16 protein-coding genes and 1 other RNA gene are annotated in these 16330 nt (G+C 69.7%); 6 read left to right on the top strand and 11 right to left on the bottom strand.

The window, feature by feature from the left end:
• Positions 1-71 precede the first annotated feature (71 nt).
• A complete protein-coding gene (locus D000_RS0104535; protein ID WP_018141834.1) occupies positions 72-1235 on the bottom strand; it encodes an MFS transporter in 1164 nt (387 codons plus the stop codon).
• 44 nt (positions 1236-1279) lie between these two features.
• Complete coding sequence (aroC, locus tag D000_RS0104530; protein WP_018141835.1) at positions 1280-2383, bottom strand: chorismate synthase; 1104 nt, start codon at positions 2381-2383, stop codon at positions 1280-1282.
• Positions 2384-2533: 150 nt separating this feature from the next.
• Here aroC and D000_RS0104525 point away from each other — a divergent pair, with 150 nt between their 5' ends.
• The 6 genes from D000_RS0104525 (at position 2534) to D000_RS0104505 (ending at position 5652) form a co-directional block, all read left to right on the top strand.
• The gene (locus D000_RS0104525) at positions 2534-3040 is read left to right on the top strand and encodes a heme-binding protein (RefSeq protein ID WP_018141836.1); all 507 of its coding nucleotides are present in this window, start codon (positions 2534-2536) and stop codon (positions 3038-3040) included.
• Between the two features lie 47 nt (positions 3041-3087).
• The gene (locus tag D000_RS0104520; protein ID WP_018141837.1) at positions 3088-3543 is read left to right on the top strand and encodes a rhodanese-like domain-containing protein; all 456 of its coding nucleotides are present in this window, start codon (positions 3088-3090) and stop codon (positions 3541-3543) included.
• 76 nt (positions 3544-3619) lie between these two features.
• Positions 3620-3805: non-coding RNA, 6S RNA (gene ssrS, locus D000_RS13755), on the top strand.
• Between the two features lie 27 nt (positions 3806-3832).
• Complete coding sequence (locus D000_RS0104515; protein ID WP_018141838.1) at positions 3833-4474, top strand: 5-formyltetrahydrofolate cyclo-ligase; 642 nt, start codon at positions 3833-3835, stop codon at positions 4472-4474.
• A 31-nt stretch (positions 4475-4505) separates the two neighbouring features.
• On the top strand, positions 4506-4970 hold the full coding sequence (locus D000_RS0104510; RefSeq protein ID WP_018141839.1) for an EVE domain-containing protein: 465 nt from the start codon (positions 4506-4508) through the stop codon (positions 4968-4970).
• 4 nt (positions 4971-4974) lie between these two features.
• Positions 4975-5652 carry a glutathione S-transferase family protein gene (locus D000_RS0104505; protein ID WP_018141840.1) on the top strand — a complete coding sequence of 226 codons (678 nt, stop codon included), beginning with the start codon at positions 4975-4977 and terminating at the stop codon, positions 5650-5652.
• Between the two features lie 6 nt (positions 5653-5658).
• Here D000_RS0104505 and D000_RS0104500 read toward each other — a convergent pair whose 3' ends face one another.
• The 9 genes from D000_RS0104500 to D000_RS0104460 all read right to left on the bottom strand — a co-directional run bounded on the left by D000_RS0104500 (position 5659) and on the right by D000_RS0104460 (position 16322).
• Positions 5659-5934 (bottom strand): cupin domain-containing protein, encoded by a 276-nt coding sequence (locus tag D000_RS0104500; protein WP_018141841.1) that lies wholly within the window; start codon positions 5932-5934, stop codon positions 5659-5661.
• Positions 5935-5965: 31 nt separating this feature from the next.
• Positions 5966-6628 (bottom strand): DUF6064 family protein, encoded by a 663-nt coding sequence (locus D000_RS0104495; RefSeq protein WP_018141842.1) that lies wholly within the window; start codon positions 6626-6628, stop codon positions 5966-5968.
• A gap of 36 nt (positions 6629-6664) precedes the next feature.
• A complete protein-coding gene (locus D000_RS0104490) occupies positions 6665-7558 on the bottom strand; it encodes an aldo/keto reductase (RefSeq protein ID WP_018141843.1) in 894 nt (297 codons plus the stop codon).
• Positions 7559-7664: 106 nt separating this feature from the next.
• Positions 7665-8516, bottom strand: coding sequence for a uroporphyrinogen-III synthase (locus tag D000_RS0104485; protein ID WP_018872356.1), 852 nt, complete (start codon positions 8514-8516; stop codon positions 7665-7667).
• Positions 8513-9979, bottom strand: a complete 1467-nt coding sequence (gene cysG, locus D000_RS0104480) for a siroheme synthase CysG (protein WP_018141848.1) — start codon at positions 9977-9979, stop codon at positions 8513-8515. Before cysG ends, D000_RS0104485 begins: the two co-directional genes overlap by 4 nt.
• A 2-nt stretch (positions 9980-9981) precedes the next feature.
• Positions 9982-12672: a nitrate reductase gene (locus D000_RS0104475; RefSeq protein WP_018872355.1), complete on the bottom strand. Its 2691-nt coding sequence runs from the start codon at positions 12670-12672 to the stop codon at positions 9982-9984.
• Between the two features lies 1 nt (position 12673).
• Positions 12674-13045: a nitrite reductase small subunit NirD gene (nirD, locus tag D000_RS0104470; protein ID WP_018872354.1), complete on the bottom strand. Its 372-nt coding sequence runs from the start codon at positions 13043-13045 to the stop codon at positions 12674-12676.
• Positions 13042-15522: a nitrite reductase large subunit NirB gene (nirB, locus tag D000_RS0104465; protein WP_018872353.1), complete on the bottom strand. Its 2481-nt coding sequence runs from the start codon at positions 15520-15522 to the stop codon at positions 13042-13044. Before nirB ends, nirD begins: the two co-directional genes overlap by 4 nt.
• Complete coding sequence (locus D000_RS0104460) at positions 15522-16322, bottom strand: ABC transporter ATP-binding protein (RefSeq protein ID WP_018141852.1); 801 nt, start codon at positions 16320-16322, stop codon at positions 15522-15524. Before D000_RS0104460 ends, nirB begins: the two co-directional genes overlap by 1 nt.
• Positions 16323-16330: the final 8 nt, after the last annotated feature.

The following is a 16330-nucleotide window of genomic DNA, read 5'->3' as shown; positions in this document are numbered from 1 at the left end:
GTTTGTTCCATCCGGTTCTGTCGTTCCATCGGGGTATGCGCACCCTACGAAGCTTTGCCGCAACGTGCCAGTTACAGGGTTCGCACCGGGGTGCGGAAACGCCATTCGCCGTACACCGAGGCGATCACCCCGGCCGCGGCCAGGAATGCCGCGAACACGTACACCGAGGCGGGGCTGATGCCGTCCCACAGATAGCCTGCCACCAGCGAGCCCATCGCCCCGCCCAGCCCGAAGGCCAGCGAGGAGTACAGCGCCTGCCCGCGCCCCTGCAGCCGGCCCGGGAAGAAATAGTGGATCAGCGAGATCGCCGCCGCGTGATACACCCCGTAGCTGGCCGCATGCAGCACCTGGATGAACAGCAGCATCGGCAACGAGTCCGGCACCGCCGCCAGCAGCCCCCAGCGCAGCGTGGTCAGCACCAGCGCCGCCGACACCAGCAACCAGGCCCCGAAGCGCAGGATCAGCCGCGGCATCAGCAGGAACAGCACCACCTCGGCCGCGACCCCCAGCGCCCACAGCTGCCCGGCCACCGCGCGCGAGAACCCGGCCTGTTCCAGGTACAGAGTGAAGAAGGCGTAGTAGGGCCCATGGCTGGCCTGCATGAAAAAGCAGGCCACGAACAGCGCGATCACCTCGGGACGGCGCAGGACGGTCAACAGCGGCGGGGCGTTGTTGTCTTCCTCGTGGTTGCGCGCCGGTTCGCGCACGAACTGCGCGGCCGCCACCACCGCGATCAGGATCGCCAGCACGATCCACGGCAGCCAGGCCACGTCGATGTGGTCGAAGGCCCAGCCCAGCAGCGCCACCGCGACGATAAAGCCCACCGAACCCCATAGCCGCACCAGGGCATAGCGGTGCGCATCCTGCCCCAGCGAGCGCATGGTGGTCGCCTCGAACTGCGGCAGGATCGCATTCCAGAAGAAGCTGTAGGCGGCCATCACCACCGCCAGCCACCAGTAGCCGGTGTACAGCAGCACCCCGGTGAACGCCACGGCCCCGCCCAGCGCGCCCCAGCGCGCGATGGGCATGTGCGCACCGGCGCGATCCGCCAGCCAGCCCCAGACGTTCGGGGCGATGATCTTGGTCGCCAGCACGATCGCCATCAGCTCGCCGATCTGGGCGCCGCTGAACCCCTCCTCGGAGAGATACGGCCCCCAGAACGGCATGAAGGCGCCGAGGCTGGCGAAGTAGAAGAAATAGACCCCGGACAGGCGCGCGTTCTGCGTCACGGCCATTGCAGGGCCCTACCGGTTCAGGAGACTACGGCCGAACGGCCGCGTCATTCGCCGGGATGATCGCGCAGTGCGAGGCCCGTATCCGCCACGTCGGCATTCTGCCCGCGATGGCGCAGGGCGTGATCCATCAGCACCAGGGCCATCATCGCCTCGGCGATCGGGGTGGCGCGGATGCCCACGCAGGGGTCGTGCCGCCCCTTGGTCACCACCTCGACCGACTCGCCCGCGGTGTTGATGCTGCGCCCGGGCAGGCGGATGCTGGAGGTCGGCTTCAGCGCGATGCTGGCGCGCACCGCCTGGCCGGTGCTGATCCCGCCCAGCACGCCGCCCGCGTGGTTGGAGAGGAAGCCCTCGGGGGTGATCTCGTCGCGGTGCTCGGTGCCGCGCTGGGTCACGGACTCGAAGCCCGCGCCGATCTCCACGCCCTTCACCGCGTTGATACTCATCAGCGCGTGCGCCAGCTCGGCATCCAGGCGGTCGAATACCGGCTCGCCCCAGCCGGCCGGCACGCCGATGGCCTCGACGGTGACCCGCGCGCCGATGGAGTCGCCCGACTTGCGCAGGGCGTCCATGTATTCCTCCAGCTCCGGCACCTTGTCCGGGTCCGGGGAGAAGAACGGGTTGTCGTTGGCGATCTCCGGCTGCTTCGCCTCCAGCGCGATCGGGCCCAGCTGGGCCAGCCAGCCGCGGATGGTGATGCCGTAGCGCTGTTCCAGATAGCGCCGCGCGATGCCGCCGGCCGCGACCCGCAGCGCGGTCTCGCGCGCGGAGCTGCGCCCGCCGCCGCGATAGTCGCGCACGCCGTATTTCTGGTGATAGGTGTAGTCCGCATGCCCGGGACGGAAGCGATCCATGATCTCGCTGTAGTCCTTGGAGCGCTGATCGACGTTCTCGATCAGCAGCCCGATCGGCGTGCCGGTGGTGCGCCCCTCGAAAACGCCCGAGAGGATGCGCACCTGGTCCGGCTCGCGGCGCTGGGTGGTGTGACGCGACTGCCCCGGCCGGCGGCGATCAAGATCGAACTGCAGATCCGCCTCGCACAGCTCCAGACCGGGCGGACACCCGTCCACCACCGCGCCCAGGGCCGGCCCGTGACTCTCACCAAAGGTACTGACGACGAACAGTCGCCCAAAGCTGTTTCCCGACATGCGCGTAGTGTAGCCGCGGCCGGCCCGGCTGTCGCCTGTTCCCCCACCCTGCAGCCGGTCGAACGGTAACGGAATGGCCCGCTCGGCAACACCGTCTCCTGTCTGCCATGATCGGGATGCAGCACCCAAAACCAAAATAAGGAGGACACCATGACCAAATCCCTGACCCGCCTCGTCACGGGCACTGCGGCCGCACTCTGCCTGGGGCTGGCCAGCAGCGCCCAGGCGGATGTCTACACCCAGCGTTTCATGACCCTGGAACTGGCCAACGACATCGCCATGGGCGCCGTCGAGGCCTGCCGCGAGATGGGCCACCAGACCGCGGTGGTGGTCGTGGACCGAACCGGCAACAACCAGGTGGTGCTGCGTGACCGCATGGCCGCGGTGCAGACCATCCAGATCGCCGGCGACAAGGCCCGCGCCGTGACCATGTCCGGCACCAGCTCCGCCAACTTCCGCGACAACCGCGAAGACATCCGCATGGAGATGAACCACGTGGACGGCATCATCATGCTGGCCGGTGGTCTGCCGATCGAGGCGGCCGGCAGCATGGTGGGTGCGGTCGGAGTATCCGGCGCCCCGGGTGGCGACCTCGACGAGGAATGCGCCCAGGCCGGGATCGACCGCGTACAGGAACGCCTCGACTTCGCGATGTAACCGGGGCGCTTGTGGCCAAGGACGGCCCGCGCCACCACGGAGACACTATGGAAGATCCACTGGCCAACCAGACCACCGTCGCCGCTCCCGGCGTGCACCGTGTCAGCCCGCAGGAGGCGCACGCGCGGCTGCAGCAGCGTCCGCGCGACCTGCTGATCGACATCCGCTCGACCATGGAATTCCTGTTCGTCGGGCATCCGGTCGGCGCGATCCACATCCCGTGGATCGACGAGCCGGACTGGACCGAGAACCCCCAGTTCGTCCCCCAGGTACGCAAGCTGCTGCTCGGGGGCGCCGCCGACCACGGTGCGGATGCGCCCGCGCTGTACCTGATCTGCCGCAGCGGCAAGCGCACCCTGGCCGCCGGGCAGGCGCTGGTCGATGCCGGCATCGAACATGTCTTTTCGGTGGAGGAAGGCTTCGAAGGCCCGCTGGACGAGCACCACCAGCGTTCCACCCGCGGCGGCTGGCGCTACCACGGCCTGCCCTGGGAGCAGTGCTGACCGCCAGCCTGTCTACCCCCTACTGCGACGGGGGTTGCGCGCGCCCCCGGGGGTTTGGTCCATAATGAACCCGGACGCGTCGCTGCGGCGTTCGACTGTGGCCCGGTGGTACCCTTGAGCCTTAATTCTTCACCACGGGACCGAGTACTTCCGTTTCGCTGTGCAGGTCCGTCTTCGAGCGGAAAGCCTAAAGATTCGGAGACTTCTCCCACCTGAACCTCAGGTTCAAGGTCAAAGGTCACGCCGGCGCCTGCGGGGCGCGTCCACTTCTTTTCGATCCCGAATCCCCATGCCAGCGCAAAACGCACCTGATTCGCTGTCGCCCGACGATCTGCGCGCCCTGCGCCTGCGCCTGCGCCGCGAGCGCGCCGCGCTGTCGAACGACCAGCTCGACCGGCATTCCGCCGCGATCAGCGCGCACCTGCTGCGCTGGTTCCAGCGCTGGCAGCCACACTGCGTCGGCGCCTACCGGGGCCTGCGCGGCGAGGTGGACCTGACCCCGCTGACCGTGGCCCTGGCCCGACGCGGGACCCGCATCGCCCTGCCGGTGATGGACGCCAAACGCCCCGGCCGCATGCACTTCCACGTCTGGGCGCCGGACGCGCCGCTGTGCCACAACGGCTTCGGCATCGCCGAGCCCTGTCCCGACGCCCCGCGCATCTGGCGCCGCGAGATGCAGGTGGTACTGATGCCGCTGGTCGCCTTCGACCATGCCGGCAACCGCATGGGCATGGGCGCGGGCTACTACGACCGCTATTTCGCCCGGCGCCGCTTCGGCACCCGGCGGCCGAAACTGATCGGCGTGGCCCACGCGCTGCAGGGGGTGCCGGCACTTCCCACCCAGCCCTGGGATGTCCCGCTGGATGGTGTCGTCACCGAACAGGGCTGGCATGCGCTGCCGGACCGCGCGCGGCACAATACGCACACCTGACCACACCGCTCACTTGGCACGAGGAGCCCGCATGGCCTACTGGCTGATGAAGTCCGAGCCCGACGAGTTCAGCATCGACGACCTGGAACGCATCGGCGTGGAGCCCTGGGACGGCATCCGCAACTACCAGGTTCGCAACATGATGCGCGACGAGATGAAGAAGGGGGATCTGGCCTTCTTCTACCACTCCAACGCCAAGCCACCGGGCATCGTCGGCATCCTGCGCATCGAGAAGGAGGCCTACCCGGACTCCTGCGCCTTCGACCCCGAAGACCCGCACTACGACCCGAAGAGCGACCCGGACAACCCGCGCTGGCTGCGCGTGGACGTCGCCTTCGAGGAGAAGTTCGGCGACATCATCACCCTCGACTGGCTGAAGCAGCAGCCGCAACTCGAGGACTGCCCGCTGGTGCGTCGCGGCAACCGCCTGTCGGTGATGCCGATCACCCAGGACCAGTGGGACTTCATCCTGAGCCATGCCCAGCGCGGTAAATAGACCCGTGGCCACGCTCTACCACTTCCCGCACGACGCGAAGGCCGACCGTCTGCGCCTGGCCTGTGGCTACAAGGGTGTCGCGCTGGAGACCCGCACGCTGGACTGGTTCGACGACGAGACCTTCTTCGAGCTGGGCGTGGCGCGCCAGTCGCCGATCCTGCAGCTGGCAGACGGCACCCTGGTCACCGACACGCTCGCCGCGCTGCACGACATCGACCGCCTGCTCCCGAGCGGCGAGCCGCTGTCCGACGGCGTGATCCCCGAGGACGCCTGGCAGGCCCTGCTCGACTGGCGCGCAAAGGTCGACCTGGTACTGGAGCGACTGTACGTGCCGCTGGCGCCGGGCTTCCACGGCATCGGCGATAGCGCCGAGGCCCTGGCCGACTACAAGGCCCAGGTGCAGCACCGCTTCGGCCTGTCGCTGGAAGAACTCGCCAACGACCGCTACGACGGCTACAACCAGCTCGCCAGGCTCAGCCGGCTGCCGGAACTGGCGAAACACCTGGCTGCCAGCCGCTACTACCTCGGCCACCCGTCGATCGCCGACTGCGTGATCGCCGCCGACCTCTATCCCCTGCAGATGCACGACGGCATCAACCTGCCGGTCGACATGCTCTACTACCTGCGCCGCGTCGAGGAGACCTTCAATACCCCGCTCGACACCCAGTGGCTCGCCCGGTAAGGAAACTCAGCCGAAGCGGTAGTGCTTGCGGATATCGCGGTGAATCTCCCAGGTGCAGTCCATGCCCTCGGGAAAGGTCACCAGGTCGCCCTCGCCCACGGTGACGGGCTCGCCACCGTCATCCGGCGTCACCGTCACCTGGCCCTCCAGGATGTAGCAGACCTCGCGCTCGTCGTAGTGCCAGGGGAAGGTCGAGACTTCCTTCTCCCACACCGGCCAGTCGAACACCCCCAGGCGTTCCAGATGGTCCTGCTCCGGCCGATGGATCACTTCGATGGACATGACGGTCTCCTTGTCGGGATCAGCGGTCATCTTAACGAGCCCGATCACCCGAACGCAGCCAGCGCACCAGCAGCAACCCGAAGGCGGTCACACCCAGCGCAGCCGGCGGATATTCCAGCCAGAGGTCCAGCTCCCAGGCGATGTATCCGGTGACCAGTGCCCACAGGAGCGGGATGATGGCCAGCACCAGCGGGGGCCGCGGGCGGGCGAGCAGCAGGAGTCCGAGCGTCAGCAGCATGGTCGGTCCGGGCGCGACGCCGACGTACTGCAACTGGGTCCAGGGCGTGCCGGTCAGCGCGAGATCGAGCAATGGATAGCCGGCCAGCGCGTAGACGATCATCAAGGCCGCGCCGCTGCCCGCGAGCCCGCCGGGCCAGCCGGGCGAGTCGAAGCGGGCCTGGCCCATCAGGGTCAGCGCGAACAGCAGCATCAGGCCCTGGGCGACGAAGACCCCGGCCAGCCATTCAGAGGCGAAGTGGAAGGGTGCCAGCGAACCGCCGAAGAAGACCACTCCGGTCCAGATCCACAGCACGCCCAGCATCAGGCCCGTGACGCGGGCCGCCCCGCGCCAGCCCGTGAACGCAAGCGCGACGGCCACCAGCGCGAGCAGGGCGCCGACCGCGTGCAGCGGCCAGATGGCGGTGTTGTACTGGCCCAGGATCGCCAGCCAGGTGGCGCTATCGAACGGCAGCATCCCGCCTCCCCGGTCGCTCGGATTCAGGGGCCAACCCTACAGGTCCTGCACGTAGGCGACCATGCGGCTGCGCATCTCGGCATCCGGAAGCGGGCCGTACAGCGCGCCCATGTTCTCCTCCATGTGCGCGACCACGGAGGTCGCGGGGATCGCGCAGGTCACGTCCGGGTGGGAGACGATGAACTTGAGCAGGAACTGCGGCCAGTTCGCGCATTCGATCTCGGCCGCCCAGTCCGGCAGCGGATGCCCCTGGAACTGGTTGATCAGCGCCTTGCGCCGGAACGGCCGGTTCGCGATCACCGCCACCCCGTGTTCGCGCGCCAGCGGCAGCAGGCGCTGCTCCGCCTCGCGGTCGAGGATGTTGTAGGTGAGCTGCACGAAATCCAGGTCCTCGCGCTGCAGGATGCGCTCCAGCTCGTCGTGGCGGCGCCCGTGCGAGGTGGTCACGCCGATATAGCGCAGCTCGCCCGCCGCGCGACGCTCGCGCAGCGTCTCCAGGTGGGCCTCCCAGTTCTGCAGGTTGTGCACCTGCTGCAGGTCGAGCGTGTCGACGCCCCACAGTTCCCGGGATTTCTTGTGCTGCTCGCGCCCGGTGGCGGTGCTGCGCGTCCAGACCTTGGTGGCCGCGAACAGCCCCTCCGGGTGCCCCAGCTCGCGCAGCCCGTGCCCGACCACCGCCTCGGCGCGGCCGTACATCGGCGAGGAGTCGATCATCCCGCCGCCGCGACGGATGAAGGTGTCGAGGATGCGCGTGCGCACCGCCAGCGCATCCGGGTCCTCCGGCACGTTGAAGGTGATCCAGGTCCCCATGCCGATCACCGGGATGCGTTCCCCGGACGACGGGATCGGCTTGCGCTGCGGTTCACGGCCTTCGGAAGCGCCCGCGACGACCGGCCAGCCTGCCCCGGCCGCCAGGGTGGCGCCGGCCATGCACCGCAGGAAGGATCGGCGCGAATGCCGTGTGGACGTTGGTTTCATGGCCCGGATCACCGCAGGGGATTCAATCCGTGGGCCATTCGCCCGCGCCACAAGTTCCCTACGCAGCTGCCCGCAGATGCCGAGTGAGCGCCGAGACCAGCGGCTTCATGAAGTAGCGGGCCTCGGGGACCACTGCGGGGGAAATACCGTGGGCGCGCAACTCGTCGGCCACCACCGGGCCGATCGCGGCGACGACGGTTCGCTCCAGCGCTGCCCGCAACATGTCGTGACGATCATCGGCCCGGGCGACCGCCAGCAGTCGCCGCACCTGGGCCTGGCTGGTGAAGGCGATCGCATCCACCTCCCCCGCGATCAGGGCCTCGATCAGCCCGGTCACGCGCCCGGTCTCGGCGGCGTCGGCATAGCGGTAGGGCCAGACGGGGAAGACCTCGGCGCCCGCCTGCTCCAGGAACTCGAGCAGGCGGCGGTTGGGTTCGGCGCCGTAGAGCTGCACCCCGATACGCTGCCCCACCAGATCCTGCCCAGAAAGGGTTTCGATGATGCCCTCGGTGGTCGGTGCCGCGGCGACCGCATCCGGGCGCACGCCGAAGGGCTTCATCACCCGCCCCGGCTTGGGGCCCCGCACCAGGGTCTGCGTCCGCGCCACGGCCGCCAGCCAGGCGTCCTCGCGTCCGGCGCACTGCGCAAAGCCGGTCAGGCGGGTGAAGCCCTCGCCGGTCAGAAAAATCAGGCGGTCGAACGGCGCCTCGATCGCCCGGTGCAGCCAGGCCTCGATCGCCGTGCGGTCGGGGCTGTCGTGGATCGCGATCAGCGGGCAGCGCCAGACCTCGGCCCCGCGCCGCTCCAGCAGGCCGGCGAAGACCTCCAGCGCCCGGCTCTCCGGCAGGGCCACGCGGCGACCCGCGAGGCCACTGGCCGTCGCCTCCGACAGGACGGATGCGTCCGTCACGCCGCGCTCGCCGCGGCGGCCCGCGACCCTGCCCTCGACATCGGCATCGGCTGCGGGAACACCGTCGTGGCCCCGGCATCCGGCTGAAACCAGGCCAGGCGCGCGTGGCAGGCCGCCACCTCGCCGATCACGATCAGGCTGGGCGAGCCCACCTGCTCGCGCTCGGCACGTGCGGCCAGCGTATCCAGCGTGCCGGTCACGACGCGCTGGCGGGCAGTGGTGCCGTTTTCGATGATCGCCGCCGGGGTCTGCCCGGCGCGGCCGGCACCCTTCAGCCCCCGGCAGATCTCGCCCACGCCCTTGCGGCCCATGTAGAACACCAGGGTCTCGCGGGTACTGGTCAGCTGTGACCAGTCCACATCCAGCCGCCCTTCGCGGGTATGACCGGTGATGAACCGCACCGACTGGGCATGGTCGCGGTGGGTCAGCGGTATGCCCGCATAGGCGGAGCAGCCACTGGCCGCGGTAATGCCGGGGACAACCTGGTAGGCCACGCCGTGGCGCGCCAGCACGTCCAGCTCCTCGCCGCCCCGGCCGAACACGAACGGGTCGCCGCCCTTCAGCCGTGCCACCCGCTTGCCCTCGCGCGCCAGGCGGGAGAGCAGCGCGCTGATCTCCTCCTGCGGCACGCAGTGGTGGTCGCGCTCCTTGCCGACATAGAAGCGCTCGGCCTCGCGCCGGGCCAGGTTCACCACCTCGGAGGACACCAGCCGGTCGTAGACGACCACATCCGCCTGCTGCAGCAGGCGCAGCGCGCGAAAGGTCAGCAGGTCGGGATCGCCCGGCCCGGCGCCGATCAGGTAGACCTCGCCGGGCGTGCTGGTTGCGGCGTCCGCCAGTTCCTGCTCCAGGCGCGCCTCGGCCGCGTCCATGCGCCCGGCCAGGGCGAGCTCGGTGGCCGGCCCGGCAAAAGCCCGCTCCCAGAAGGCGCGGCGGGCGTTCACATGGTCGAAACGGGCGCGCACCCGGTCGCGCAGCCGCCCGGCGAGATCGGCTAGCCGACCATAGCCGGTCGGGATCAGGCTCTCGATCTTCGCGCGCAGCAGGCGCACCAGCACCGGGGCGCGGCCACCCGAGCCGATCGCGATGGTCAGCGGCCCGCGCTCCACGATCGCCGGCAGGATGAAGCTGCACAGCTCGGGCTGGTCGGCGACGTTCACCGGGATCGAGCGCGCAACGCAATCCTCCGAGACCTGGCGGTTCACCGCCGCATCGTCGGTGGCAGCGATCACGATCGCCACACGATCTAGGCATTCGGTGTCATAGACCCCCGGATCGCGGCTGATCGACTCCGGTTGCTCGCGCAGCAGGCGCTCGGAGGCGTCGCTGTACTCGGGGGCCCGCAGGCGCACCCGCGCCCCGGCCTCCAGCAGCAGCGCCGCCTTGCGCGTGGCGACCGGTCCAGCCCCGACCACCAGGGCCTCGCGGCCGTGCAACTGCATATAGATCGGCAGGTGTTCCATGCTTATCCCTCCCGCGCCACGGGGTCCGTGGGCGTCTCGGCTTCTTCATTCAACAGGGTCTGGATCTCGGGTCGGCAGGAGCCGCAGTTGGTCCCCGCCTCAAGGGCCGAACCCACGGCCTCGCAGGTGGCCAGCCCCTGCTCGCGGATCGCGGTGCGGATACGCATCTCGTCCACGCCGAAGCAGGCGCAGACCATGCGCCCGCGCGCGGCCTGGCCGTTCGGTGGACGCCCGGTCAGGAGCGCCATGCGCTCGGTATCGCTGATCGTCTCGGCCGCGAACAGGCCGGCCAGCCACTCGCGCTCGGGCAAGCCCCGGTCGGGGCCCGCGAACAGCACGCAGGCGAGCCGCCCCTCGTGGATCCGCGCGGCGCGGTAGCGCCCCCCGGCGGGGTCGGCGAACTCCAGCCATTCCCCCGGCCCGTCCAGGCGTTCGCGCCACGCATCCATCGTGGGCGGTGTGCCCCGGCCGGCGAGCTCGGTGCGCAGGTGTCGGGGACCGCGGGCGGTGACTGCGTAGTCCGACTCGGGCGTGGTGATCGGCTCGCGGCTCAGCACGAAGCCGTGCCAGTCCAGCGCCGCCGGGCGCACGGCCACGGCCGTGTGCTTGAACGCCGGCTGGCCGGAGACCGGGTCGACATGCGCGGGCACCAGCGCATCGACCCGGGCGAGCCGCGCGATCGGCCGGCTCCAGTGCATGGGCACGAACACGCTGCCCGGGCGCTGCTCGCGGCTAGTCTGTACCCGCGCCAGCAGGCGTCCGTGACGACTGGTCACCTCGGCGAGGTCGCCGGGCTGGAGCCGGAACAGCCCGGCATCCACCGGATGGATCTCGACGAACGGCTCCGGCTGATGCGCACTCAGGCGCGGGGTGCTGGCGGTGCGGGTCATGCTGTGCCACTGGTCGCGGATGCGGCCGGTGTTCAGGCGCAGCGGATAATCGGCAGCGACCGGGTCGGTCGGGGCCTGCGGGGCCACGGCCGCGAGCCGCGCCCGACCATTGGCGGTAAAGAATCGGCCATCGGCATAAAGGTGTTCGGCACCGATCCGGCTCCCCGCCGGCAGCGGCCACTGCACCGGCTCCAGGGCGTCGTACTCCGCGTCGGAAAGCCCGGCCAGCGCGCCGATGTCGAAGTCGCGCGTGCCGTGGTTCTCGAAGGCGGACAGCGCCGCATGTTCGCGGAAGATCTCGCTCGGGCGGGTATAGGGAAAGGCCGCGGCGAACCCCAGCCGCTGCGCGACCCGGGCCGGCGCCCACCAGTCGTGACGGGCCTCGCCCGGGGGCGCCCGGAACGGGCGCTGGCGCGAGATGCGGCGCTCGGAGTTGGTCACCGTGCCGTCCTTCTCGCCCCAGGTGGTCGCCGGCAGCAGTACGTCGGCCACCCGCGTGGTCTCGGTCTCGCGCACGCAGTCGGAGACCACGACCAGCGGGCATGCGGCCAGGGCCTGCTCGAAGCGCGCGGCTTCGGGCAGACTGAACAGCGGATTGGTGCCGATGATCCAGACCGCCTTCACCTGCCCCGACTCGACCGCGCGGAACAGGTCCAGCGCCTTCAGGCCCGGCTGGCGAGCAAGGTTGGGTGCGCCCCAGAAACGCCCGACCCGGTCCAGGTCCGCCTCGTCGAAGCCCATGTGCGCGGCCAGCTGGCTGGCCAGTCCGCCGACCTCGCGCCCGCCCATCGCGTTCGGCTGGCCCGTCAGTGAGAACGGTCCCATGCCCGGGCGCCCGATGCGGCCGGTGGCCAGGTGTACGTTGAGGATCGTCCCGGCCTTGTCCACGCCGCTGTCGGACTGGTTGATGCCCTGGCAAAAGGCGGTCACGGTGCGTTCGGTGCGGGCAAACCACTGGAAGAACGTCGCCACCAACTCCGGCTCCAGTTCGCAGGCCTCGGCGGTCGCGGCGATCGACGGGCTGGAGGACCGCGCGGCCGCCAGGGCGTCGGCAAAGCCGTCGACATGCCGCTCCAGGAAGCCGGGGTCCAGCGCATCCTCCCGGCGCAGATGGTCCAGCAGGCCGTTGAACAGCCAGGCATCCGTGCCCGGCGCCAGCGGCAGGTGCAGGTCAGCCGCCTGGGCAGTGGCCGTGCGCCGCGGGTCGATCACCACCAGCTTCATCTCCGGGCGCGCCGCGCGGGCGGCCTGCAGGCGCTGGAACAGGACCGGGTGGGCCCAGGCCATGTTGGAGCCCGTGACCACGACCAGATCGGCCTGCTCGAGGTCGGTATAGCTTCCCGGCACGCCATCCACCCCGAAGGCGCGGGTGTGGGCGGCCACGGCCGTGGACATGCAGAGCCGGGAGTTGGTGTCGATATTGGCCGAGCCGATGAAGCCCTTCATCAGCTTGTTGGCCACATAGTAGTCCTCGGTCAGGATCTGCCCGGAGACGTACAGGGCGACCGCATCCGGCCCGTGCGCCGCGATGGTCTCGCGAAAGCCGTCCGCCACATGATCGAGCGCGGTCTCCCAGTCGACACGCCGCCCGCCGATCTCCGGGTGCAGCAGCCGGCCCTCGTCGCCGAGGGTCTCGGCCAGCGCCGCGCCCTTGGAGCACAGGCGCCCGGCATTCGCCGGATGGGCGGGGTCGCCGCGCACCGCGACCGGAAACTCGCCTTCCGGCGTCGCGGTCACCTCCACGCCGCAGCCCACCCCGCAATAGGGACAGGTCGTACGGGTCACCGACTGTTCCGCAGCCATCTCAGCCCGCCTCGCGGCAGGCGGCCGGTGCCGCCCCCGAATTGTCCGCGGAATCGCCCGCGGCGCCGGAGAGGTCCAGCCACACCTGACCGTCGGTCACCCGGATCGGGAAGGCATGGGTACAGCCACTGTCCGCCCCGGTGGCCTCGCCGGAGGGCAGATCGATCACCCAGTTGTGCAGCGGGCAGGTCACGCGCTCGCCGTGGACGATTCCCTGCGACAGCGGCCCGCCCTTGTGCGGGCACTGGTCGCGCAGGGCAAACACGCGGTCATCGGCGGTGCGGAACACGGCGATGTCGCCGTTCGGGCCCGCCACCACGCGCGCGCCCAGCGGCGGGATGTCCTCGAGCGGACAGATCGCGAGCCAGCTCATGCCGACACCCCCTGGCGCGGGGCCGCGTCCACCGGCGTGATCGGGATGAACTCGTGCGCCGCATGCCCGGCGGCCCGCTCGGCCCAGGGGTCCACCTGCGCCACCTCCTGCGACTCCAGGAAGCGGGCGTACAGCGCGGCGCGGTTCTCGGCGTCGTCCACCAGGCGTTCCTTCACCCGGGTCAGTCCGACGCGCTCGATCCACGGGGCGGTGCGTTCCAGATAGCGCGCGTCTTCGCGGTAGAACTGCATGAAGGCCCCGGCGTACTCGAGTACCTCGGCCTCGGTCTCCACCTTGCAGAGGAAGTCGGTGGCACGGACCTTCACCCCGCCGTTGCCGCCCACGTGCAGCTCGTAGCCCGAGTCCACGCAGACCACGCCCAGGTCCTTGATCGTGGCCTCGGCGCAGTTACGCGGACAGCCGGAGACCGCCATCTTGAACTTGTGCGGGGTCCAGGAGCCCCAGGTCATCCGCTCCAGCTGGATGCCGAGCCCGGTCGAGTCCTGGGTCCCGAAGCGGCACCACTCGGAGCCGACACAGGTCTTCACCGTGCGCAGGGCCTTGCCGTAGGCATGGCCGGAGACAAACCCGGCGTCGCCGAGATCGCGCCACATCGCCGGCAGGTCGACCTTCTTCACCCCCAGCAGGTCGATGCGCTGGCCGCCGGTGAACTTGACCGTGGGCACCTGGTAGCGCTCGGCCACCTCGGCGATCGCGCGCAGCTCGGCCGGGGTGGTCACCCCGCCCCAGATGCGCGGCACGACGGAATAGGTACCGTCCTTCTGGATGTTGCCGTGGGCGCGCTCGTTGATGAAGCGCGACTGGGCGTCGTCCTGGTAGTCCTTCGGCCAGGCCGCCAGCAGGTAGTAATTGAGCGCCGGACGGCAGACATGGCAGCCGTTCGGGGTCTTCCAGTCGAGGGCCTCGAACACCGCGTCCATGGTCTTGAGCCCGTCGCGGGCAATGGCCGCGCGTACCTCGTCGTGGCTGTGGTCGGTGCAGGCACAGACCGGCTTTTTCGCCGGGGCGTCGGAGTAGTCGCCACCCAGCGTGGTCGCGAGCACGGACTCCACCAGCCCGGTGCAGGAACCACAGGAGTTCGACGCCTTGGTGTGGGCGCGCACGTCCTCCAGCGTGAACAGCTTGTGCGCGCTGATCGCCTGGACGATCTCGCCCTTGCATACGCCGTTGCAGCCGCAGATCTCGGCCTCGTCGGGCATGGCCGCGACCCGCGAGGCCTCGTCGCCGTGGCCGGAGTCGCCGATATGCGCCTGGCCGAACAGCAGGTTCTCGCGGATGTCGGCCACCGGCGTTCCGTCCCGCATCAGCTGGAAGTACCAGGAGCCGTCCAGGGTGTCGCCGTACAGCACGGCCCCCTGGATGCGGTTGTCCTTCAGCACCAGGCGCTTGTAGACGCCGCGCGCGGCATCCTTGAACACCAGGTCCTCGGTGGTCTCGTCGCCGGTGAAGTCGCCGGCGGAGAACAAGTCGATCCCGGTCACCTTCAGCTTGGTGGAGGTCATCGAGCCCTCGTAACGGCCGATGCCGTACTCGGCCAGGTGGTTGGCGCAGACCTTCGCCTGCTCCCACAGGGGCGCGACCAGGCCATAGGTGGCGCCGCGGTGCTGCACACACTCGCCCACCGCGTAGATCGACGGGTCATAGGTCTGCATCGTGTCATTCACCACCACGCCGCGCTCGCAGTGCAGCCCGGCGGACGCGGCCAGCGCGGTGTTCGGGCGGATGCCGACGGCCATCACCACCAGATCCGCCGCGACCTCGCTGCCGTCGGTGAAGCGCACGCCGGTGACACGGTCCTCGCCCAGGATCGCCTCGGTCTGGTGCGCCATGCGAAAACGCATGCCGCGCTCCTCCAGCGAGCCGCGCAGCATCCCGGCGGCCTCGGCATCCAGCTGGCGCTCCATCAGGTGATCCATCAGGTGCACCACGGTGACCTCCATGCCCTGGCGCATCAGGCCGTTGGCGGCCTCCAGGCCCAGCAGGCCGCCGCCGATCACCACCGCATGCTGGTGTGCGCGGCTGGCCCCGAGCATCGCGTCCACGTCGTGGATGTCGCGGAAAGCGACCACGCCCTCCAGTTCGTGCCCCGGCACCGGGATCATCACCGGATCGGAACCGGTCGCCAGCAGCAGGCGGTCATAGGGCGCCTCGGTGCCGTCCTCGGCGATCACCCGCCGGTTCACGCGGTCGATCCGTTCGATGCGCTTGCCCTTGTGCAGGGTGATGCCGCGTTCGGCATACCAGGCATCATCGTTCAGCATGATCTCGTCGACGGTCTTCTCCGAGGCCAGCACCGGCGAGAGCATGATGCGGTTGTAGTTGCCCCAGGGCTCGGCGCCGAACACGGTGATGTCGTACATGTCCGGCTTGAGCTTCAGCAGCTCCTCGACCGTGCGCATGCCGGCCATGCCGTTGCCGATCAGGACCAGCCGCGGCTTCTCGTTCGCGGTATCCATCACGCGGCCTCCGACTCGGGGTTCTTGTGGCGCTCGTGGAGAAAGCGCAGCACCTCGGCCCGGTAGTGGTTGTATTGCGCGTTGTCGGCCATCGCCAGGCGCTCGCGCGGCTTCGGCAGGTCGATCTCCAGGATCTCGCCGATGGTCGCGGCCGGGCCGTTGGTCATCATCACGATGCGATCGGACAGCAGCACCGCCTCGTCCACGTCGTGGGTGACCATCAGCACGGTGTTGCCCAGCTCCGACTGGATGCGCATCACCTCGTCCTGCAGGTGCGCCCGGGTCAGCGCATCCAGCGCGCCGAAGGGTTCATCCATCAGCAGGACCTTGGGCTCCATCGCCAGCGCCCGGGCGATGCCTACGCGCTGCTTCATGCCGCCGGAGATCTCGTCCGGGCGCTTGTCCAGCGCGTGGCTCATGCCGACCATGTCCAGAGTCTGCAGCACCCATTCGCGGCGCTCGGCGGCGGACTTGGTGCCCTTGAAGGTCTTGTCCACCGCCAGCGCCACGTTGTCGCGCACGGTCAGCCAGGGCAGCAGGGAGTGGTTCTGGAACACGACGCTGCGGTCCGGGCCCGGCTTGCTGACCTCCTTGCCGTCCAGGATCACCGCGCCGGTGCTGGTCTCCAGCAGCCCGGCGACGATGTTGAGCACCGTCGACTTGCCGCAGCCGGAGTGGCCGATGATGGAGATGAACTCGCCGCGGTCCACGTGCAGGTCGACGTCGCGCAGTACCTCGCTGGCCGTCGGGCCCTCGCCAAAGGTCTTGTGGATATGTTCGATGGAGAGATAGCTGGTCATGATGATTC

Origin of the sequence: Thioalkalivibrio sp. ALJ16 (genome assembly GCF_000377345.1) — a bacterium.
Classification (GTDB): domain Bacteria; phylum Pseudomonadota; class Gammaproteobacteria; order Ectothiorhodospirales; family Ectothiorhodospiraceae; genus Thioalkalivibrio.
The sequence above is the reverse complement of the archived record's forward strand: the minus strand, read 5'-3'. Positions and strand labels throughout refer to the sequence as shown.